This window comes from Ramlibacter monticola, from assembly GCF_016722785.1.
Lineage (GTDB): Bacteria > Pseudomonadota > Gammaproteobacteria > Burkholderiales > Burkholderiaceae_C > Ramlibacter > Ramlibacter monticola.
In genome coordinates, this window is the sequence record NZ_JAEQNE010000006.1 from 142,471 (window position 1) to 162,120 (window position 19,650).

Annotated in this window: 20 protein-coding genes; 11 read left to right on the forward strand and 9 right to left on the reverse strand. The window is 69.5% G+C overall.

All coding sequences use genetic code 11. From position 1 onward, the window contains the following. Positions 1-90 precede the first annotated feature (90 nt). From JJ685_RS21415 to JJ685_RS21435, 5 genes are all read right to left on the reverse strand, one after another. On the reverse strand, positions 91-702 hold the full coding sequence (locus JJ685_RS21415; RefSeq protein WP_201676376.1) for an excalibur calcium-binding domain-containing protein: 612 nt from the start codon (positions 700-702) through the stop codon (positions 91-93). Beyond that, the gene (locus tag JJ685_RS21420) at positions 702-1,892 is read right to left on the reverse strand and encodes an aminotransferase-like domain-containing protein (protein WP_201676600.1); all 1,191 of its coding nucleotides are present in this window, start codon (positions 1,890-1,892) and stop codon (positions 702-704) included. Before JJ685_RS21420 ends, JJ685_RS21415 begins: the two co-directional genes overlap by 1 nt. Before the next feature lie 51 nt (positions 1,893-1,943). Then, entirely contained in the window at positions 1,944-3,797 is a 1,854-nt protein-coding gene (locus JJ685_RS30310) for a 3'-5' exonuclease (protein ID WP_201676377.1), read from the reverse strand. 36 nt (positions 3,798-3,833) lie between these two features. Further along, on the reverse strand, positions 3,834-4,487 hold the full coding sequence (locus JJ685_RS21430; protein WP_201676378.1) for a hypothetical protein: 654 nt from the start codon (positions 4,485-4,487) through the stop codon (positions 3,834-3,836). 80 nt (positions 4,488-4,567) lie between these two features. Further along, entirely contained in the window at positions 4,568-5,194 is a 627-nt protein-coding gene (locus tag JJ685_RS21435; protein WP_201676379.1) for a hypothetical protein, read from the reverse strand. A gap of 153 nt (positions 5,195-5,347) precedes the next feature. Between JJ685_RS21435 and JJ685_RS21440 the strand changes: the two genes are divergently transcribed. The 3 genes from JJ685_RS21440 to JJ685_RS21450 all read left to right on the forward strand — a co-directional run bounded on the left by JJ685_RS21440 (position 5,348) and on the right by JJ685_RS21450 (position 9,878). Further along, entirely contained in the window at positions 5,348-6,085 is a 738-nt protein-coding gene (locus JJ685_RS21440) for a dienelactone hydrolase family protein (protein WP_201676380.1), read from the forward strand. Positions 6,086-6,679: 594 nt separating this feature from the next. Next, positions 6,680-9,607 carry a hypothetical protein gene (locus JJ685_RS21445; RefSeq protein WP_201676381.1) on the forward strand — a complete coding sequence of 976 codons (2,928 nt, stop codon included), beginning with the start codon at positions 6,680-6,682 and terminating at the stop codon, positions 9,605-9,607. 28 nt (positions 9,608-9,635) lie between these two features. After that, positions 9,636-9,878 carry a hypothetical protein gene (locus JJ685_RS21450; RefSeq protein WP_201676382.1) on the forward strand — a complete coding sequence of 81 codons (243 nt, stop codon included), beginning with the start codon at positions 9,636-9,638 and terminating at the stop codon, positions 9,876-9,878. Positions 9,879-9,949: 71 nt separating this feature from the next. On the opposite strand, the gene JJ685_RS21455 is transcribed toward JJ685_RS21450, so the two are convergent. Then, positions 9,950-10,174 carry an ankyrin repeat domain-containing protein gene (locus tag JJ685_RS21455; protein ID WP_201676383.1) on the reverse strand — a complete coding sequence of 75 codons (225 nt, stop codon included), beginning with the start codon at positions 10,172-10,174 and terminating at the stop codon, positions 9,950-9,952. Here JJ685_RS21455 and JJ685_RS21460 point away from each other — a divergent pair. The 6 genes from JJ685_RS21460 (at position 10,152) to JJ685_RS21485 (ending at position 14,898) form a co-directional block, all read left to right on the forward strand. Continuing rightward, on the forward strand, positions 10,152-10,433 hold the full coding sequence (locus JJ685_RS21460; protein ID WP_201676384.1) for a c-type cytochrome: 282 nt from the start codon (positions 10,152-10,154) through the stop codon (positions 10,431-10,433). The genes JJ685_RS21455 and JJ685_RS21460 overlap by 23 nt on opposite strands. 55 nt (positions 10,434-10,488) lie before the next feature. Then, positions 10,489-11,133, forward strand: a complete 645-nt coding sequence (locus JJ685_RS21465) for a TetR family transcriptional regulator (RefSeq protein WP_201676385.1) — start codon at positions 10,489-10,491, stop codon at positions 11,131-11,133. A gap of 73 nt (positions 11,134-11,206) precedes the next feature. Continuing rightward, a complete protein-coding gene (locus JJ685_RS21470) occupies positions 11,207-11,758 on the forward strand; it encodes a TRAP transporter small permease (RefSeq protein WP_201676386.1) in 552 nt (183 codons plus the stop codon). A gap of 3 nt (positions 11,759-11,761) precedes the next feature. Beyond that, entirely contained in the window at positions 11,762-13,042 is a 1,281-nt protein-coding gene (locus tag JJ685_RS21475) for a TRAP transporter large permease subunit (protein WP_201676387.1), read from the forward strand. 27 nt (positions 13,043-13,069) lie between these two features. Further along, positions 13,070-14,068, forward strand: a complete 999-nt coding sequence (locus tag JJ685_RS21480) for a TRAP transporter substrate-binding protein (protein WP_201676388.1) — start codon at positions 13,070-13,072, stop codon at positions 14,066-14,068. After that, complete coding sequence (locus tag JJ685_RS21485) at positions 14,065-14,898, forward strand: shikimate dehydrogenase family protein (RefSeq protein WP_201676389.1); 834 nt, start codon at positions 14,065-14,067, stop codon at positions 14,896-14,898. Before JJ685_RS21480 ends, JJ685_RS21485 begins: the two co-directional genes overlap by 4 nt. A 55-nt stretch (positions 14,899-14,953) precedes the next feature. On the opposite strand, the gene JJ685_RS21490 is transcribed toward JJ685_RS21485, so the two are convergent. From JJ685_RS21490 to JJ685_RS21500, 3 genes are all read right to left on the reverse strand, one after another. Next, positions 14,954-15,289, reverse strand: a complete 336-nt coding sequence (locus tag JJ685_RS21490) for a hypothetical protein (RefSeq protein ID WP_201676390.1) — start codon at positions 15,287-15,289, stop codon at positions 14,954-14,956. Between the two features lie 129 nt (positions 15,290-15,418). Then, entirely contained in the window at positions 15,419-17,032 is a 1,614-nt protein-coding gene (locus JJ685_RS21495) for a gamma-glutamyltransferase family protein (RefSeq protein WP_201676391.1), read from the reverse strand. 10 nt (positions 17,033-17,042) lie between these two features. Then, positions 17,043-18,005 (reverse strand): Bug family tripartite tricarboxylate transporter substrate binding protein, encoded by a 963-nt coding sequence (locus JJ685_RS21500; RefSeq protein WP_201676392.1) that lies wholly within the window; start codon positions 18,003-18,005, stop codon positions 17,043-17,045. An 82-nt stretch (positions 18,006-18,087) separates the two neighbouring features. Here JJ685_RS21500 and JJ685_RS21505 point away from each other — a divergent pair, with 82 nt between their 5' ends. Together JJ685_RS21505 and nth are read left to right on the forward strand one after the other, a co-directional pair. Continuing rightward, positions 18,088-18,957, forward strand: a complete 870-nt coding sequence (locus tag JJ685_RS21505; protein WP_201676393.1) for a LysR substrate-binding domain-containing protein — start codon at positions 18,088-18,090, stop codon at positions 18,955-18,957. A 16-nt stretch (positions 18,958-18,973) separates the two neighbouring features. Then, positions 18,974-19,642, forward strand: coding sequence for an endonuclease III (gene nth / locus JJ685_RS21510; RefSeq protein WP_201676394.1), 669 nt, complete (start codon positions 18,974-18,976; stop codon positions 19,640-19,642). Positions 19,643-19,650 lie beyond the last annotated feature (8 nt).

A 19,650-nucleotide genomic window follows, 5' to 3' on the forward strand; every position in this document is an offset into this window, starting at 1 on the left:
AGGGAGGGCTTCATGCCCGCAATCTAGAGCGACTGGCGTGCCGCGTCCATCCATCCGGCCCGCTCCAGGGCGCGCTGGGCGACAACCGCCTCAACGCGACTCGGCGGAGCACCACTGCTGCTCGCACGGCACGCCGTCCCCGTCGCCATCCATCTTCGTCCCGGGACAGTTGCGCAGGAAGAAGGTCGCTTCCGCGCAGGATGTCATCTGAGAGCACTGCGTCCTGCCATCGCACCTGAACGGCGACGCCGACGCACGCTTCACATCCTGCAGGGGGCCCGCCGACCGCTCGGCGACGGCCTGTTCCGGTGCGGGGTGCCGAGCTGCCAGCACGCCGTACGCCCGGTAGGCCGACCAGGCCAGCACCCCGGTGATCACCATCATCACGAGCCCCTGCACGATGCCCGGGCCGTGATGCACGCCCGCGCCCTTGCGTGCGAGCGCGCGTTCGACGCGCTGAGCGTCGCGCAGGCGATCGGTCGCCAGGGCCGAGGCCTCGTCAGCCTGCCTTCGCACGTGAACGGCCTTCTTCCTGCCCTGGCGGTCCAGGGCCACCTCAAAGCTCAGGACCTCGTCCGGGCCGGGCCGCAGCATGGGCAGTGCCGAACCGTGCACGAAAATGTCGTCGCCACCTGCCGTCGGACGGATGAATCCGAAGCCGCGCTGCTCGTTCCAGTCGTGCAGACGTCCCGCGAAGCGCATTACAGCGCCCGGCCGAGGCGGCCGACGCCTTCCCTGATCTTGTCCACGTCCGCCGTCGCGAAACTCAGTCGCAGCGTCGCCAGGTCCGGGTCCTTGGCGAAGAAGGGCGCGCCGGGCACGAAGGCCACGCCCTGCTCGATCGCGCGCCTGGCGAACTCGCCCGCGTGCGTCGGCTTGCCGCCCCGGCCGCTCAGGCGGGCCCAGAAGAACAGGCCGCCCTTCGGCTCGGTGAACTCGATCGCCTCGCCCAGTTCGCGCTTCAGCGCTTCGGCCATGCCGTGGGAGCGCTCCGCGTATTTCTGGCGCACGTTGCGCAGCGTCGCCGGCATGCGGCCGCTCTTCAGGTACTGCGCCGCGGTCGCCTGGGCGAAGGTGCTGGTGTGCGCGTCGCTGAACTGCTTGCACATGGTGGCCTTGGCGAGCAGTTCCGGCTGCGCGACGAGCCAGCCCACGCGCAGGCCCGGGCTCAGCACCTTGCTCATGCTGCCGCAGTGGGCGATCCACTCGCGGCTGCCCGGCACCTCGCTGGCCAGCGCCAGCAGGCTGGGAGGCGGCGCCTCGCCGAAGTACAGGTCGCCATAGGGATCGTCCTCCACGACCAGCACCTGGTACTTCACCGCCAGTTCCAGGATGCGGCGACGGCGTTCCAGCGACAGCAGGGCGCCGCTCGGATTGCCGAAGGTGGGGATCAGGTAGACGAACTTCGGCCGGTGTTCGACGATCAACTGCTCCAGCCGGTCCACCTGCACGCCCTGCGCGTCGATGGGGGCGCTCTGGATGTCGGCGCCATAGAGGCGGAAGCACTGGATCGTGGCCAGGAAGGTCGGGCCCTCGACGATCACCTTGTCCCCGGGGCTGATCATGGTCTTGCCGATCAGGTCCAGCGCCTGCTGGCTGCCGGTGGTCACGATCAGCTGGTTCGGCTCCATGTCGGCCACGCCCTTGCTGCGCTCGAAGGCGGCGAGCTGTGCGCGCAGCGGCTCGTAGCCCTCGGTCGCGCCGTACTGGAGCGCGCCCCCCGGCTCCTCCGCCAGCGCCTTCTGGGAGGCCTCGCGCAGGCCCTCCACATCGAACATGGCGCTGTCGGGGAAGCCACCGGCGAAGCTGATGATGCCGGGCTTGCCGAGCAGCTTGAACAGCTCGCGGATGGCGGAGGTCTCGACGTTGTCGAGGCGGGTGGCGAATTGCAGGGGCATGGTGGGGGGGTACGGGAAGGGTCCTGGCCCTATTCTCGCCCAACGCTAGTGGCAGGCCGCCCGGACCCGTTCGAGGGCCTGCTCCACATGCCGCGTCAGGCGGGACGAACCGAAGGCGGTCAGGACGATGCCGTGCGTGGCGCGCGTCATCGCGACATAGAGCAGCCGCAACTCCTCCACGCGGTTCGCCTCCGATTCGTCGATCCGGTCGAGGCCGACCAGCATCACGCATGGGAACTCCAGCCCCTTGCTGCCGTGGAAGGTGCCCAGCGTGACGACCGCGCCGTCCGTGTCGCGGCGCCATTCCCCCTTGGGCGCCGTACAGGGCACGCCCGCCGTTTCGAGCGCCGCGCGGATCCCCTCCAGGGACTTCCAGTAGCGCGCGAGCACCGCGATGTCCTGCGGCTTGCGCCCCTGCGCGAGCCACTCCGCAACCTGCCGCGCGACGGCGGCCGCCTCCTGCCGCCCGCTGTCGAAGCGCAGGAACACCGGCACCGGCCCGCTGCGACCGGCGGACTGCGGCACCACCAGCGGCAGTTCCTCCTCGGCCCGCGGCCGGCCTTCCCGCAGGATGCCTTCCGCGCACTCCATGGCCAGCGCGAGCACCTCCGTCGTGTTGCGATAGTTGACGCGCAGGATGTCCGTGCGTCCCTTGGCCTCGATGCCGAGACTGGCGAAGTTGAACTTCCGGCGCTTCTTCTGGTAGATGGACTGCGCGTCGTCGTAAAGCACCAGCAGGGACTTTGTCGCGGGGTCCACCATCTGCACCGCCGCGGCGAGCCACTCGTCCGCGAGATCGTGGGCCTCGTCGATCAGGAGGGCGGTGTACTGGCCCTTCGGGACGCGCGACGCGGTGATCCCCTCGCACGCCAGCCGCGCGAAGGCGTCGTAGTCCTCGCCGGTCAGCTTGCCGGTGCGAACGGGCCCCAGCTGGTAGGTGCGGATCAGGTCCATCGCCCAACCGTGGAAGGTGCTCACCTGCACGGCCCGCCCCACGCCCTTGAGCCGCAGCATGGTTCCGATGCGGGTGGCGAGATCGCGGTTGAAGCAGAGCACGAGGATCGGCTTGTCCGGCCTCGCGGCCGCGGCGAGCTGCACGGCGCGGAAGACCAGGATCATGGTCTTGCCCGAGCCGGCCGGGCCATGGATCACGCGGTGCCCCTCGCCGAGATTGCGCGCGATCGCCTCCTGGTGCAGGTCCATGACCTGCAGCACGTCCTGCACCACCAGCCTGGCCGGCGAGCTTTCCGGCCACAGGGCCTGCTGCGAACCGATGCGCAGCTCGGGAAACAGCAGGCCGCGCACGATGTTCATCTGCGGCAGCGACAGCGGGTGCTGCCACTGCACGTTGAACATGCCCCAGAGCCTCTCCTGGAAGACCATGGGCTCCACGTCGTCCGCGAGGTCGTCCCACAGCAGCACCTTGTGCGGCTCGAACACGGTCGCGAAGCTGGCGTCGCCTTCGACCTCCTTGCGCCGGACGCCGTTCATGACGGCGCCCCAGCCCCAGGGGAGGAGCAGCTTGCCGCGGTATCGGCCCTCCGGGTGCAGCAGTTCCGGGAACTTCTGCAACTGGTGCGTCAGGTCCAGGACGTAACCGCGCGCCTGCGCGAGCGGATGGTCGGTGCTTACCAGCCCGGCCTCGGTCTGGAGCAGGACCTGCATGGGATTCGCGTCGGCGATCGTGCCCCGCTTCCAGTCCTTCACTTCCAGCACCAGCAGCCCGCGGCTCGGGTGCAGCAGCACGACGTCCGGCTCGCGGCCGGAGCCCATGATGGGGATGTTGTGCCAGACGGTGTAGTCGTCTTCCAGCTTGCGCGCCAGCGCCTCCAGCAGGCGCTTCTCACCGCCCCTGGCGCGCTCGATGACCTTCGTCTTGCCCTGAGGAAAAATCGCCACCCCGAGAGTCCTCCGGGGGCGAGTCTAGCGTCCGGCTCAGCGCGGCTTGTCCCGGGGAGTTCCCTCGTGCGCCGCCGCGATGTCCGGCGAGGCGATCGGCTTGTCCTCGTCGACCACCTTCAGCTCGCGCTGCTCGCCCCAGCCCTGCGAGGCGATGGCACGCTCCTCGGTCGGCTCGGCGGTCCGCTCCGGCGGGAAGAACTGGCCCTCGCGCCGCGCATCCGTGTCGCTGCTCGCGCCCATGTCCGAGCGCGCCGTGCCGAAGCGCTCCTCCGGGCTGCCGCCACGGTGCTCCGCCACGACGTCGCGCAGCGGCCGTTCGCCCGCGCGGTGCACCAGGCTGAAGTCGGAGGGGTTGAGCCCGTGCAGCACGTCCTGCGCGCGCTGCGCCTCTTCTTCGTCGCGGCCCTCGACCAGCACGACGTAGAGGCCTTCCTCCACGGCGCGGCTGTAGGTGTCCGCGTGCGGCGCGTGCCGGCCCGCGCCGAACAGGCGCTCGAAGAAGGAGAACTTGCCGACCACGTCGTGGTCGCGCCGCTGCGCGCCCGCATCGGGCTCCGCCATGGGCGTGCCGTCCGCGTGGCGGTGTTCGACGTGGACTTCGCGCCGGTCGAAGCCCGCCTGCACCAGGCGCTCGGCGGCTTGTTCGGCCGCGGCGCGGTCCTCGAATGTACAGATGGCCGTATGCATGGGGTACCTCCTGTGGTGGCGCCGGGTTCATGCTCGCGCCGCGACGGATGCCGGGTCAAGCCCGGCGTGACCGGTGGAGATCAGCCGTTCGGCTTGTCCTTGCCCTTGTCCGCGTAGCGCAGGCCGGGGGCGCGCTCCAGGTCCGGGTCGCGCGGCTCGGGGCCGGTCGTGGGCGTCATGCCGTGCGAGGCCATGGCGCGCTCGCTCTCCATGTCGGACGACGTGGCGTTGTCGGTCCAGTTCTCGGAGGGCTCGCGGCTGCGCTCGACCATGCCGGCGTTCTCCTGCCGCATCCCCACGATGTCGCGCAGCGGCCGCTGCCCGGGGCGATGGACGACGTCGAGGTCGCCGGCCTGCATGCCCTGCAGCACCGTGCGGGCGCGCTCGGCGTCGGCCGTGTCGTGCGCGTCGACGACCACCACATAGCTGCCGCGTTCCACGTGCTGCGCATAAGTGTCGACCGGGCCGGCGCCGTCGTCGCGGCCGAACAGGCGGGCGAAGAATTGGCCGAAGGAGGCCAGCACGCCGCGGTCGACGGCGATCTCGCGCTCCATCCCGTCCCAGCGGTCGTTGGCGTCGGGGTGCTCGCCGTGAAGGTCCTTGTGCTCGATGTGCACGTCGTGGCGCTCGAAGCCGGAGCGCACCAGGCTGTCGGCGGCCTGCTCGGCCCGTTGGCGATCCTCGAAGGCGCAGATGGCGGTATGCATAGGCGTGTTTCCCCTTTTCGCTGTCACCCTCCTGTGTAGGCCCCCCGCCGTGCTTCGCGTGTCGTCCGGCCGAGGTCGGCGGGGTAGGCCCGGGACTACCCTGTAGCCGTGGTCCGCAGCCACGCGCATGCTCTGCCGCTCGGGAGAACCACGATGATCGAAAAACACCTGGACATCCCCACCGCCGACGGCGCCATGAACAGCTTCGTGGTCCACCCGGAAGAAGGCGGGCCGCACCCCGTCGTGCTCTTCTACATGGACGCCCCCGGCAAGCGCGAGGAACTGCACGACATGGCGCGGCGCCTGGCCAGCGTCGGCTACTACGTCGTCCTGCCCAACCTCTACTACCGGCGCACCCGCGAGTTCGAATTGAAGGAGCGCACGCCGGAAGCCATGAAGCCGATGTTCGAGCTGATGGACAGCCTGAGCAACGCGATGACCGTGCGCGACACCGACGGCCTGCTGGAGTTCGTCGACGCGCAGCCCGAAGCGGACGCGAAGCGCGTCGGCGCCGTGGGCTACTGCATGAGCGGCCCCTTCGTGTTCGCGGCAGCCGCCGCATTTCCGGAGCGCATCGCCGCGATCGCCTCCATCCACGGCGCGCGCATGGTGACCGAACGCGACGACTCGCCGCACCGGATGGCCCCGCGCATCCGCTGCGAGACCTACGTGGCCTGCGCGGAGACGGACATCTGGGCGCCGCCCGAGGCTATCGCCACGCTGCAGTCCGCGCTGGAAGCGGCCGGCACGCCGCATCGCATCGAGTGGTATCCCGGCGCGCAGCACGGCTTCGTGTTCCCCAAGCGAGCCGGCATCTACCACCAGCCCTCCGCGGAGCGCCACTGGGAACGCCTGTTCGCCTTGTTCCGGCGCACGCTGCGCCGGTCCTGAGGGAGCGTCCCCGGCCGCCTGGATTCGCCGGAATCCAAGCGATTTCATCTGCTTACACCGCGCCCTTGCCCAAGCGGCATCTGCGGTCGAAACGCGCTCGCCATACGGCTCGCGGACGGATGCACCTTCGCCCCTCCGGGAGGAACGAAGGTTCCCCCTCGTCTTAAGGCGCCCTTAAGCCAAGTCGCCCGCGAGTTCGGCCAAAGACAATGAAATACGGCCTAAAGGCGACGATCTAGCCATCAATTGCACCTATCTTCACCCAATTTCGGGCTGAAATCCCCGTCCACGGGGCGAACTAAGGTGCCGAATCCCCAGAACTTTCGTGCTCGTTCGCCGGCCGCGGGAATCGCCGTACAGAGGGATGAGAAGCGTTTCAAGGCGTCCCTGTATGTAAGTAAAACGTCGTCGTTTTCGGGCACAACCCATGCTCAGTCATCTCGGGACTGAGGATTTGGAAGCCCCACAGAGCAGTCCGGGGAAGCGATCCCAGCCCATTCAGGCGAGGACCCACTTTTCCCCATACGAGGCTCTATGAAACACACTACAGAAGCAGCCGGCAGGGACGGAGCAGCATCCTGGAGATGGCTCTTCGTGCTCCTGCTCATGGTGATCGGCCTGGCCGGCCATCCGGCTTGGGCGAAGCGCATCAACGGCGGCCTGCCCGGCGGCGTGCTCGTGCCCCCGGGCGTGGCCCCGGTCCCGGTGCCGCCGCAGTTCGACCTGACCGGCTACATCGAAGCCGCCACCGTCGACACGAACTTCAACCTGTGCCCCAACCTTCCGGTCAAGGACCCGCGGCTCGCGGGCGGCACGGTGACCATCAACGGCCAGGTGATCATCGTTCCTTGCAACACGATCCTGCAGATGCCGGCTTTCGCGACGTCCTGGGCCGACCTGTTCACCTCCGCTCCCGCCGACATCACGCCGGCCGGTGAAAGCGGGCTCGCACTCGGCGACGCCTTCGGCGTCGGCTCGCCGGGCCTGCTGAACATGACGTGGAACGATCCGTCCCGCACGGTCACCAGCTACAACGCGGCGCTGCCCGGGATGGAACTGCATGTGGTCGGCAACGTGATCAACGGCGAGTACGTCGCCGGCCTGATGTTCATCTCGCAGCAATCGCTCAACGCGGGACAGGGCGTGATCAGCTGCATCGACTACGCCACGGGCGAATTGCAGGTCGGCGGCGCGCTGCAGCCGACCGGCGCGCCCTGCCCGCCCCTCGTGCCGGGCGTGACGCGCGTGCGGATGAACGATCCGGTCGGCCGCTTCGGGATCCGGCACGGCCTGCCGGGCGACCCGGCGGCCGACGTGTGGGAGGCCGGGTACGACCGGCGCTTCACCGCCGACACCGACAACCCCACCATGCATTCGGCGCTGGGCTACCCGATCTGCATCCCCTCGGTGAATCCGGTCAATCCGATCACCAACCCGATCACGGGCGCGACGATCACGCCCGGCATCGATCCCAAATGCCCGATGTACAACCGTCCGGTCGCGCCGAACTGCAGGTCATTCGACCCGCTGACGCTCCTGCCCGCCTTTGGGCCGCAGCCCGACGGCACCTACTGCACGACCTGGGTGATGGACATGCCCGGGGCCCACGCCGCAGACGGCTTCTCGACCGACCCGAACGTGGCCGCGCCGCTGGTGATCGGGGACACGATCGGCTTCCACGGCACGCTGAAGGCGGACGCCAACGGGCCCTACATCTCCGCGCACACGATCGAAGCGAACCTGGGCATCTACACGCAGCCGCACACGCAACCCGCGTACGTGTCCATGGAGGCCCTGATCGTGGGCACCGGGGGCGGCACGGTGGGCGGCATCGCCGTCGAATCGACCTCGCGCGTCGCCTGGGTCGGCTTCAGCACCGATCCCACCGAGGCCGTCGACTTCTACGCCGTGCACCAGCACCCGGTGACCGGAGCGGAAAGCGACTTCTTCCTCCAGAGCTACCAGCCCTGCTGCGCCCCCCTGGGCCGCTTCCGCTCGCCGGTGAACAACATCGGCGTGTTCGGCGAGCCCACGCGCAACTACCGCGCCGTCAGCCGCACCATGTGCCAGCCGCCCGGCATCAACGCGCCCAATGCGCCGGCGATCCAGACGCGCTGCATGATGGCGCCGCCGGTCGTGCCCGACGCGGGAGCCGGTCCCGCCACCATCGCGCAGAACGGCAACGGGCTCACGGTCGGCAAGTACCTGTTGCCGAACTTCGAGTTCATCTTCGGCGAGAACCTCACGATGGGCGGCCCGATCATCCCGGCCAACCTGCAGGACCTGCCCTTCCTGTTCTGCGGTTCCGGCCCGCTCGACGGACCGGGCTCGGCCTCGCCCCTGGTCGGCCAGCTCGACCCGCCGCCGTGGGCACTGCCGATGGCGGATCCGGCCTTCCACGCGACGTTGTGCCCGCAAGCCACGTCGGTGGGGGCCGCCCCGGGAACGCCGGTCGCGCCGCCCATCCAGCCCCTGCCGGCCGTGATCAATGCGTTCACCGCCACCGGGGCCGTGATCGCCGATGGCTTGCCGCACCCCGTGACGCTGACCGTGACGGCGACCAACCCGAACACGCCCGCGACCCTCATGTCCTACTCGTTCAACACGGCAGCCGCGGGCGTGAGCTTCTCGTGCGGGACCTGCATCCCGTCGGCAGGACCCTCGCCCTACACGGTGATCGCCACCGTCACCACGACGAAGACCGGGACGATCGCTTTCAACACGGTGGTCAACAACGGAGTGCTGCCCTCGCAGGTGGCGACCGCGTCCATCGTCGTCGCCTCGGCTGCATCCAAGCCGCCGGTGGTCACCAAGCAGGGCTCCACGCAGGCCGGCGCGGTGGTGACCCTCAACGCGACGGCGAAGGCGGACAACGGCGTGACGCCCATCACCCTTGCCTTCCAGCAGACCGGCGGGCCGACGGTGGGCATCGGGCCGGTGACGCTCGCGGGGCTGCCGCCGAACCAGGTGGGCACCGCGAACTTCACCGTGCCGGTCAGCGCCGCGCAGACGCAGTTCACCTTCGTCGCGATCGCCACCGACCCGACCACGGGCATGACGACCACCAGCAACCCGATCACGGTGAAGAGCCCGGCCATCCTGGCGGACGTGGTGACCATCACCAGCGTGGCGTATCGCGCGATCGTGAGCCGCGTCGGCGCGCCGGCCGAGTTGGGCAAGCTCAACATCATCGCCACCTCCAACGAGACCAACCTCAACCCGGTCCCGGTGGGCATGACGATGAACACCACCCTCGTGAACAGCAGCTTGCCGGCCAGCGTGCCGGGCAGCACGGCGCTGCCGATCACGGTCCCGCTGAAGTACACGCCGGCGGACCTGCCTGGAACTCTGACCCCGACCTGCGGCGCCACACCGTGCTGGGTGGGCGACGTCACGGGCGTGATCCAGGACACCAGCAAGGTTCCGGCGGTCCTGGTTGCCCCGACCTCCGTCACCGTGCGCTCCAGCCTGGGCGGAAATGCCACGGTGAACCAGGGCAACGCGGTGTTCACCATCCGCTGATGCCACGTCACTCAAGGAGAACCCAGACATGAACAGCGAGAGCTTCCGGCGTGGCGCAGTCCTGCTCCATCTTGCGGCCTCCGCGATGCTGTCGGCCGGCCCCGCACGCGCAGGCGACGTGCAGGCGCTGCTGCGGCTGGCGGGAGAGCAGTTGACCCGCAGCGCCGCCGCACCCGACCGCTTCGAGCGCACCGCGGTCTCGACCAACTACTTCACCCGGGCGATGGGTGACGCGCGCCGGGGGCGCGGGAAAGGAGGAAAAGGACGCTGATACGCGGGTGCCGGGCGGTGGCATGCGTCGCCGTCCGGCGGCGCAGCGCCCGGTGCCCCGTCGGCGCACCCTCAGGGTTGCAGCAGCTGCGCGAGTTCGAGGTAGTTCTGCTCCCGTGCGATGTCCGCCGCCGTCTTTCCGGGGTCGTCGCGCAGGCTGCGGTCCGCTCCGTGACCGATCAGCCAGCGGGCGGTGTCCGCGTGACCGTTCCTGACGCGGTCCACCGGGTCGATGCGGGCACCCGCCGCGAGCAGCTTGCGCACGAGCTTCGGCTTGCCGGCGTGGGCGGCAGCCATCAGCGGAGTCACCCCCGCGGGGTTCGGCAACTGCACGTCCGGCTGCACCGCCAGCAGCGCATCGGCGAGCGGCGGTTTCCTGGGCCAGAACGAGGTCCCGCGCGTGGCCGGCCAGAACTACGCCTACGTCGTCGCGCAGCTCAAGGCCTTCAGGGAACGCAGGCGCACCAACGACGCCGGCACCATGACCAGCGTGGCCCGCACGCTCAGCGAAACGGACATCGAGAACCTGGGGCACTTCCTGGCTGGCTTGCGTTGAGCATGCGGCGCCCCTGAGGCGAGGCCCCGGCCGGGGGCTCCCTATACTCCGCGCAATGAACGAAGTAGTCCATTCGCGGGCCCGCACCAACGACCCCGAACGCACGAAGGCGAACATCCTCGCGGTCGCCGCCGCGGAGTTCGGCGAGAAGGGGCTGGCCGGCGCGCGCATCGACGAGATCGCCGCGCTGACGCAGACCAGCAAGCGGATGATCTACTACTACTTCGGCAGCAAGGAGGGCCTCTACCTCGCGGTGCTGGAGGAGTCGTACCGGCGCGTGCGGGCCACCGAGGAGGAACTGCACCTGCAGGACCTCGAGCCGGAACAAGCGCTGCGCCGCCTGGTCGCCTTCACCTTCGACCACCACCTGCACAACGAGAACTTCATCCGGCTGGTGATGGACGAGAACATCAACCGCGGCCAGTTCCTCGCCCGTTCGCAGCGCATCCAGGACCTGAACGTCCCGGCCATCGCGGCGATCGAGCACCTCTACCAGCGGGGCGTGCAGCGCGGCGTGTTCCGCCCCGGGCTCGACCCGGTGGACATCCACGCCTCCATCTCCGCCCTGAGCTTCTTCAACGTGTCCAACCGCCACACCTTCGGCCTGATCTTCAAGCTGGACACCACCTCCCGGGCCTACGTCGCCCACCGGCGCGAAAGCGTCATCGAGATGGTGGTGCGCTTCATGCGCGCCCCGTAGGCCGGGGCCCGGGTTTCCCCATCCCGGAACGATGAACCAGTTGGTACAAAATGCGCCCCCAGGAGACTCTTGCATGCTTGGAACCCTGATCGACCGGCTCTGCCGCCTGCTGTCCGCGGTGATGGTGCTGCTGCTGGCGCTGATGGTGGTGATGGTGTTCGGCAACGTGGTCCTGCGCTACGGCTTCAACAGCGGCATCACCATGTCCGAGGAGTTGTCCCGCTGGCTCTTCGTGTGGATGACGTTCCTGGGCGCGCTGGTCGCCCTGCGCTCGCACCACCACCTGGGCACCGACAGCCTGGTGGCGCGCCTGCCGGTGCGCGGCAAGAAGATCTGCCTCGGCTTCACGCACCTGCTGATGCTGTACCTGTGCTGGCTGATGCTGAGCGGCTCCTGGCAGCAGATGCGCATCAACGCCGGCACGACCAGCGCCGTGATGGAAGTGTCCATGGCCTGGTTCTACGGCACCGGCGTGTTCTTCTCCCTGTTCGCCCTCGTGTTCATCCTCGACGACTTCTGGAAGCTGGTGAGCGGCCGGCTGCAGGACAGCGAACTGGTCGGCGTGGTGGAGTCCGACGACATGCCCACGGGGCAATCCCATCCCCAGCCGGCCCCCGGCAAGTAAGCCATGACCATCGCCATCTTCCTGGGCGCGTTGCTGGGCGCCATGGCCCTCGGCGTGCCGATCGCCTTCTCCCTCCTGGCCTGCGGCGCCGCGCTCATGTGGCACATGGACATGTTCGATCCGCAGATCCTGGCCCAGAACACCATCGAGGGGGCCAACAGCTTCCCGCTGCTGGCGGTGCCCTTCTTCATGCTTGCCGGCGAGATCATGAACGCGGGCGGCCTGTCGCGCCGCATCGTGCACTTCGCCATGACGCTGGTGGGCCACGTCCGCGGCGGCCTCGGCTACGTGGGCATCATGGCGGCGGTCATCATGGCCGCCCTCTCCGGTTCCGCGGTCGCGGACGCGGCGGCGCTGGCCGCGCTGCTGCTGCCCATGATGAACCGCGCGGGCTACGACACGGCGCGCTCCGCCGGCCTGCTGTCCGCCGCCGGCATCATCGCGCCCATCATCCCGCCCTCGATCGGCTTCGTCGTGTTCGGCGTGGCCGCCAACGTGTCGATCTCCAAGCTGTTCATGGCCGGCATCGTGCCGGGCCTGTTGCTCGGATTGGCGCTGTGGGTCACCTGGTGGTGGCTGGTGCGCAAGGAGAAGATCCAGCCGGCGCCGCGCGCCAGCCGCGCCGAGATCCTCGCCGCGTTCAAGGACGCCACCCTGGCGCTGGTGATGCCGCTGATCGTGGTGGTCGGCCTCAAGTTCGGCGTGTTCACCCCCACGGAGGCGGCGGTGGTGGCCGCGGTCTACGCGCTGTTCGTTTCCACCGTGGTGTACCAGGAGCTGAAGCTGCGCGAGCTCTATCGCCTGTTCGAGGCGGCGGCGAAGACCTCCGCGATCATCATGTTCCTGGTCGCCGCGGCCATGGTGTCGGCCTGGATGATCACGGTGGCCAACCTGCCCGGCGAGGTGGTGTCGCTGCTGCAGCCGCTGCTGGACCGCCCCACCCTGCTGATGATCGCCATCATGGTGCTGACGATGGTCGTGGGCACGGCGATGGACATGACGCCCACCATCCTGATCCTCACCCCGGTGCTGATGCCGCTGGTGAAGGCCGCCGGCATCGACCCCGTCTACTTCGGCGTGCTGTTCATGATCAACAACGCCATCGGCCTGATCACGCCGCCGGTGGGCACGGTGCTCAGCACGGTGGCCGGCGTCGGCAAGGTGAGCATGGACGACGTCACGCGCGGCGTGTGGCCCTTCATGGTGGCCCAGTTCGCCATGATGTTCCTGATGGTGTTCTTCCCCCAACTCGTCACCGTGCCGGCGCGCTGGTTCCACGGCTGATCCCGCAACTTCGAAGGAGACGGAACGATGAAGCGATTCTTCCTGCAGGCCGTGGTGGCCGCCCTCGCGCTCGGCGCGCTGGGCGTCGCGCAGGCGCAGACGCGGACGATCAAGTTCGCCAACCAGAACGCCAAGGGCCACCCCATCGTGCTCGGGATGGAGCGCTTCGCCGAGCTGGTGGACAAGAAGTCCGGCGGGCGGCTGAAGGTGCAGGTCTTCCCCGGCGGCGCCCTGGGCAGCGACCAGGCCAATGTCTCGGCGCTGCAGGGCGGCACACTGGAGATGGCCTCGATGAACTCGGGCATCTTCGCCAACCTGGTCAAGGACTTCGCCATCTACGACTTCCCCTTCCTGTTCGGGAACCCGAAGGAGGCCGACGCGGTGGTCGACGGCCCCTTCGGCCAGAACCTGCACCGCAAGCTGGAGGAGAAGGGACTGGTCGGCCTCGCCTACTACGAGCTGGGCTTCCGCGAACTCACCAACAGCCGGCGCCCGGTGCGCAAGGTGGAGGACATCGCGGGGCTGAAGCTGCGCGTGATCCCGAATCCGATCAACGTCGACTGGGTCACCGCGCTGGGCGCCAACCCCACGCCGCTGCCCTTCCCCGAGCTCTATGCCGCCCTGGAGCAGAAGGCGGTGGACGGGCAGGAGAACCCGGTCGCCACCATCAGGGGCGCCAAGCTGTACGAGGTGCAGAAGTACCTCACCATGACCAACCACCAGTACAACCCGCAGTCGGTGGTGATCAGCAAGCGCTTCTGGGACGGGCTGGCCGAGCCGGACCGCAAGGTCCTGCGCGAAGCCGCCGCCGAATCGGCCGCCTACCAGCGCACCCAGTCGCGCGCCATGCTGCAAAGCGGCGTGGAGGATCTGCGCAAGGGCGGCATGGAGATCGTCGAGCTGCCGCCGGCGGAGGTCGCGAAGCTGCGCGAGAAGATGAAGCCCGTGATCGCCAAGCACAGCGCCACGGTCGGCGAGGAGACGGTCAAGGCCATGATGTCGGAGCTGGCGAAGCTGCGGAAGTGATCGACGGCAAGACGGAACTCATCGCGCACCTGGGGTGGCCGACCCACGCCTTCAAGGCGCCGATGATCTACAACCCCTACTTCGAGGCGGTCGGCGTCAACGCGGTCGTCGTGCCCATGGGCTGCCCGCCCGAGTCCTTCCCGCAGGTGCTGCTCGGCGTGTTCGCGCTGCAGAACGTCCGCGGCGCGCTGATCACCATGCCGCACAAGGTTTCGGTGGTGGAACTGCTCGACGAGGTGACGCCCACGGTGAAGGTGGCGGGCTCCTGCAACGCGGTGAAGCGGCTGCCGGACGGCCGCCTCGCCGGCGACATGTTCGACGGCGAGGGCTTCGTGCGCGGCGTCGAGCGCAAGGGGCTGCGGCTGCAGGGCGCGAGCGCGCTGGTGGTGGGCAGCGGCGGTGTCGGCTCCGCCATCGCCGCGTCGCTGGCCGCCGCGGGCGCCGCCACGCTGGCGCTGGTCGACGTGAACGAGGCGAGCGCCGAGGCGCTGGCGCAGCGCCTGCGCCGCGAGTACCCCGCGCTGGCGGTGCGCACCGGCAGCCGCGACCCGGCCGCCTTCGACCTGGTCGTGAACGCCACGCCGCTGGGCATGCAGGCGGGCGACCCGCTGCCCGTCGACGTGGCGCGCATCGACCCGCGCAGCTTCGTCGGCGAGGTGGTCATGAAGAACGAGATCACGCCTTTCCTGGCGGCGGCGCAGGCGCGCGGCTGCCGCGTGCAGGTCGGCACCGACATGCTGTTCGAGATGATCCCGGCCTACCTGGAGTTCTTCGGCTTCCCGCCGGCCACGCCCGAAACGCTGCGCTCGCACGCGCGGATCGCGTACTGACGAAGATGGGAACCAGATAGCCGGACGCAGGGGGCGCGCCCCTGCGTTCGCTTGCCTACGGGCTTCCTGCCAGCCACTTCAGCGCGGCGTCCGCTTCGCCGAAGAAGCGCACCTGCGCCACCCCGGGCTGGTCGGCCTCCCCCGCGAGCAGGGCGATCCTCCGGACGCAGCGCAAGAGGCGGGCGGCGGCCGCCGCGAGGCGGGACAGCGCCTCGGGCGAGAGCGGCACGCGCAGCCCCCGCAGGTCGAGCAGCAGAGTGTCGCGCGGCCAGGAGCCGCAGTCGACCTCCAGGACCTGCACCAGCGACAGGAGGCGGCCCAGCGTCGGTTCGCCGATCACGACGACCCGGGTGCATGGGGCCTCGTGGGCAATGGAGACATCGAACCTCATGCGACCCACTGTGGGGCAGCGCCGGGCAGCGCGCTGTCCACTAATTGGCCCTCCGCTTCGTGAAACAGGTGTTGCGGACCCGAAGGTCCGCTTCACACGCCGTTGCCGGGAGTTACCCCCGGCCGCGCTTCAGAACCCGGCCGCGAGCCCGTCGCGCCGGGAATCCGACGCAATGACGTAGCCTTCGCGCGACGGCTCGCCCATGCGCCAGATGAACTGGCCGGCGCCGAAGTCCTGGTAGCTGTCCTCGATCACGTCGATGCGGTGGCCGCGGCGGGCGAGTTCCTCCACCGTGGCCTTGTTCATCTGCTGTTCGACGTTGATCTCCAGCCCGGTATTGAAGCGCCAGCGCGGCGCGTCGCAGGCGGCCTGCGGGTTCTGGCCGTAGTCGATCATGCGCACCACCGTCTGCAGGTGGCCCTGCGGCTGCATGTTGCCCCCCATCACGCCGAAGCTCATGACCGGCTGGCCGTCCTTGGTGAGGAAGGCGGGGATGATCGTGTGGAAGGGACGCTTGCCCGGGGCGACCTGGTTGGCCCCCGGCTGCAGGCTGAAGCCGTGGCCGCGGTTCTGCAGGCTGATGCCGTAGGTGGGCTCAACGCAACCCGAGCCGAAGCCCATGTAGTTGCTCTGGATGAAGCTGATCATCATGCCGCTCTCGTCGGCCGCGGTCAGGTAGATCGTGCCGCCCTTCACCGGGTTGCCGGCGCGGAAGTCCTGCGCGCGCTGCAGGTCGATCAGCTTCGCGCGGCTCGCGAGGTAGGCGTCGTCGAGCATCTGCTCGGTCGTCACCTCCATCGCCGAACGCTCGGCGACGAAGCGGTAGACGTCGGCGAAGGCGAGCTTCATCGCCTCGATCTGCAAGTGCTGCGAATCGGCGCCGTCCACCTTGTGCGAGGCGAGGTCGAAGTTCTTCAGGATGCCCAGCGCCATCAGCGCCGCGATGCCCTGCCCGTTCGGCGGGATCTCGTGCAGCGTGTAGCCGCGGTAGTCCTTGGAGATCGGCGTGACCCACTCGGGCTGGTAGGCCGCGAAGTCCTTCTCGTCGTGCACGCCGCCGTTCTCCCGGCTGAAGCGCGCGATGGCCTGCGCGATCTCGCCCTGGTAGAAGGCGCCGCCCCGGGTCTCGGCGATGGCGCGCAGCGCGCGGGCCGCGGCGGGGAACTGGAACAACTCGCCCACCCTGGGCGCGCGGCCCCAGGGCAGGAAGCCCTGGGCGAAACCGGGCAGGCTGCCCAGTTCGGGCGTGGCCGCCGCCCACTTCTGCTGCACCACGATCGGCAGCAGGTAGCCGCGCTCGGCGATCTCGATGGCCGGCTGCAGCAGGTCGCCGAAGGGCAGCTTGCCGTAGCGCTCGCTCAGGGCCACCCAGGTGGCCACTGCGCCCGGCACCGTCGCCGAGTCGATGCCGCGCTTGGGCGGGTTCTTCGCGTCGGCGCCGTACTTGCCGCGGAAGTACTCCGGCGTCCAGCCGGCCGGGGCCCGGCCGGAGCCGTTGATGCCCTGCAGCTGCTTGCCGTCCCACAGGATGGCGAAGGCGTCGCTGCCCAGGCCGTTGCTGACCGGCTCCACGATCGTCATGGCGGCGGCGGCGGCGATCGCGGCGTCGACCGCATTGCCGCCCTTCCACAGCATGCGCAGGCCGGCCTGCGCGGCCAGCGGATGGGAGGTGGAGACCGCATTGCGCGCGAACACCGGCACGCGCGTGGTCGGGTAGGGATTGTGGAAATCGAAGTTCTTCATGCGGCTTCCCTCAGTCGGCGGTGATGCGGCGGTCGGTGACGATCTTCCTCCACTTCGCGCGGTCCTTCTCCAGCATGGCGGCGAACTGCTGGGGCGTGCCGCCCACCGGCTCGATGCCCAGGCGCGCGAGGCGGTCCTTCACCTCGGCATCCTGCAGGGCGAAGTTGAAGGCGGCGTTGACCTTGGCCGCGATGTCGGCGGGCAGGCCCTTGGGACCGTAGACGCCGAACCAGGTCACCGACTCGAAGCCGGGGATCGTGTCCGACACGGGCGGCAGGTCCGGCAGCAGGGGCGAGCGCTTCAGGCTGGTGATGCCCAGCGCGCGCAGGCGGCCTTCCTTCACGTGCGGCAGGCCGCTGGGCAGGGAGTCGAACAGCACGTCCACCTTGCCGCTCACCAGGTCGGGGATGGCGAGCGCGGTGCCCTTGTAGGGGATGTGCACGAGGAACAGGCCGGCCTGCGCCTTGAAGTATTCGGCCGTGAGGTGCACCACGGTGCCGTTGCCGCTGCTCGCGTAATTGAGCTTGCCGGGGTTCTTGCGGGCGTGGTCCACCCATTCCTTCACGGTCTTCGCGGGCGAACTGTTCGGCACCAGCATGATGCTGGGCGCGTCGCCCACGTGGGCGATGGGCGTGAAGTCGCGAACGGCGTCGTAGGGCAGCCTGGCGGCCAGCAGCGGGCCGATGCTGTGCGTGCTGGTGGTCGCCAGCAGCAGCGTGTAGCCGTCCGGCTGCGCCTTCGCGGCCTGGTCGGAGCCGATGGCGCCGCCGGCGCCCGGCTTGTTGTCGACGACGATGGGCTGGCCCAGCCGATCGCCGACCTTCTGCGACAGCGCGCGGGCGAAGATGTCGGTGGCGCCGCCGGCGGGGAACGGCACGACGAGGCGGATCGGGCGGCTGGGGTAACCTTCGGCGTGGGCAAGGGACGCCGCCAGCGAGGCGGCGGCCAGGATCAGGGACGCAAGGAGCTTCATCCTCTAATCATAGAACCGCCACGGCAAAGCAAATCCGAATAATCCTTTAGCAAGCCTAAAGGCCTGCTTTAGCATGGCGGGCATGAGCAGCATCCGCGTCCTGAGGACTTTCGCGGCGGTCGCCGCCGAGGGCTCCTTCGCCGCCGCGGCCGCCCGCGTGGCGCTGACGCAGGCGGCCGTGGGCCAGCAGATGCGGGCGCTGGAGGCCGACCTGCGGCGGCCCCTGTTCCAGCGCCAGGGCAAGACAGTGGTCCTCAACGAGGCCGGCCGTGAACTGGTGCCGCAGGTGCGCCGGCTGCTGGCGCTGTACGACCAGATGCTGGCGCCCGCCCAGGCGGCCGAGGCGATGGCGGGTACCGTGCACCTGGGCGCCATCGTGTCGGCCGTGCGGCCGCTGATCCAGGCCACGCTGGCCTTGAAGGCGCGGCATCCGGCGCTGGACCTGCACGTGGCCGCGGCCAAGTCGATCGACCTCATCGACAGCGTGCAGGCCGGCGCCCTGGACGCCGCCGTCGTGGTGCGCGAGCCCGGCGCCCCGGCCGACGTCGCCTGGACGCCGCTCTACGCCGAGCCCATGGTGCTGCTGGCCCCGCGCCGGCTGGAGGAGGCCAGCCCGCGCGCCATCCTGCAGTCGCAGCCCTTCATCCGCTTCGATCCGACACAGCACACCGGCCTGCTGGTGGAGCGCACGCTGGCGCGGCTGCGGGTGAAGCCGCAGGAATTCCTGGAGCTCAATGCGCTGGAGAGCATCGTGGAACTGGTGCGCTCGGGGCTGGGGGTGAGCGTGGTGCCGCTGCTGCGCGATGCGCGCTGGCAGGGCGATGCACGCCTGCGGGTGCTGGAGATCCCGCGGGCGGAGGAGCGGCGGATCGCGCTGGTGCAGCGGCGGGATTCGGGCAAGGCGCGCGTCGGCGCCGCCGTGGTGCGCGAGCTCCGGGGCCGCACGGCTTGAGCCCTACACTCGCTCCATGAAAGACGCCGACATCGAACCGTTCTTCGCCACGCTCAAGGCGGCCAACCCCATGCCGGTGAGCGAGCTCGAATACAGCACCGTGTTCGAGCTGCTGACGGCGGTGCTGCTGTCGGCGCAGGCCACCGATGCCGGCGTGAACAAGGCCACGCGGCGCCTGTTCCACGTCGCCAACACGCCGCAGAAGATCCTGGCGCTGGGGCAGCAGGGGCTGGAGGACCACATCAGGACCATCGGCCTGTACCGGATGAAGGCCAGGCACCTGCTGGAGACCTGCCGCATCCTGGTGGAACGGCACGGGGGCAAGGTGCCGCGCGAGCGCGAGGCGCTGGAGGCGCTGCCCGGCGTGGGCCGCAAGACGGCCAACGTGGTGCTGAACGTCGCCTTCGGCGAGGAGGCGATGGCGGTGGACACGCACATCTTCCGAGTCGGCAACCGCACCGGGCTGGCGCCGGGGCGCAATCCGCTGGAGGTGGAGCAGCGGCTCATGGAGCGGGTGCCGCCGGCCTACCGCGTCGATGCGCACCACTGGCTGATCCTGCACGGGCGCTACGTCTGCGTGGCGCGGCTGCCGAAGTGCTGGCAGTGCGCCGTCGCGCGCTATTGCGACTTCCAGCCCAAGACGCCGCCGCCGGCGCTGCGTCACAATGGGTCGGGCACACGCTGAGGGGGCGT

Bases quoted from the DNA above. Each gene is read 5' to 3' on its own strand.
- JJ685_RS21415 (WP_201676376.1), bottom strand. From the start codon at position 702: ATGCGCTTCGCGGGACGTCTGCACGACTGGAACGAGCAGCGCGGCTTC.
- JJ685_RS21430 (WP_201676378.1), bottom strand. From the start codon at position 4,487: ATGCATACGGCCATCTGTACATTCGAGGACCGCGCCGCGGCCGAACAA.
- JJ685_RS21435 (WP_201676379.1), bottom strand. From the start codon at position 5,194: ATGCATACCGCCATCTGCGCCTTCGAGGATCGCCAACGGGCCGAGCAG.
- JJ685_RS21440 (WP_201676380.1), top strand. From the start codon at position 5,348: ATGATCGAAAAACACCTGGACATCCCCACCGCCGACGGCGCCATGAAC.
- JJ685_RS21450 (WP_201676382.1), top strand. From the start codon at position 9,636: ATGAACAGCGAGAGCTTCCGGCGTGGCGCAGTCCTGCTCCATCTTGCG.
- JJ685_RS21455 (WP_201676383.1), bottom strand. From the start codon at position 10,174: ATGGCTGCCGCCCACGCCGGCAAGCCGAAGCTCGTGCGCAAGCTGCTC.
- JJ685_RS21465 (WP_201676385.1), top strand. From the start codon at position 10,489: ATGAACGAAGTAGTCCATTCGCGGGCCCGCACCAACGACCCCGAACGC.
- JJ685_RS21470 (WP_201676386.1), top strand. From the start codon at position 11,207: ATGCTTGGAACCCTGATCGACCGGCTCTGCCGCCTGCTGTCCGCGGTG.
- JJ685_RS21475 (WP_201676387.1), top strand. From the start codon at position 11,762: ATGACCATCGCCATCTTCCTGGGCGCGTTGCTGGGCGCCATGGCCCTC.
- JJ685_RS21480 (WP_201676388.1), top strand. From the start codon at position 13,070: ATGAAGCGATTCTTCCTGCAGGCCGTGGTGGCCGCCCTCGCGCTCGGC.
- JJ685_RS21490 (WP_201676390.1), bottom strand. From the start codon at position 15,289: ATGAGGTTCGATGTCTCCATTGCCCACGAGGCCCCATGCACCCGGGTC.
- JJ685_RS21495 (WP_201676391.1), bottom strand. From the start codon at position 17,032: ATGAAGAACTTCGATTTCCACAATCCCTACCCGACCACGCGCGTGCCG.
- JJ685_RS21500 (WP_201676392.1), bottom strand. From the start codon at position 18,005: ATGAAGCTCCTTGCGTCCCTGATCCTGGCCGCCGCCTCGCTGGCGGCG.
- JJ685_RS21505 (WP_201676393.1), top strand. From the start codon at position 18,088: ATGAGCAGCATCCGCGTCCTGAGGACTTTCGCGGCGGTCGCCGCCGAG.
- nth (WP_201676394.1), top strand. From the start codon at position 18,974: ATGAAAGACGCCGACATCGAACCGTTCTTCGCCACGCTCAAGGCGGCC.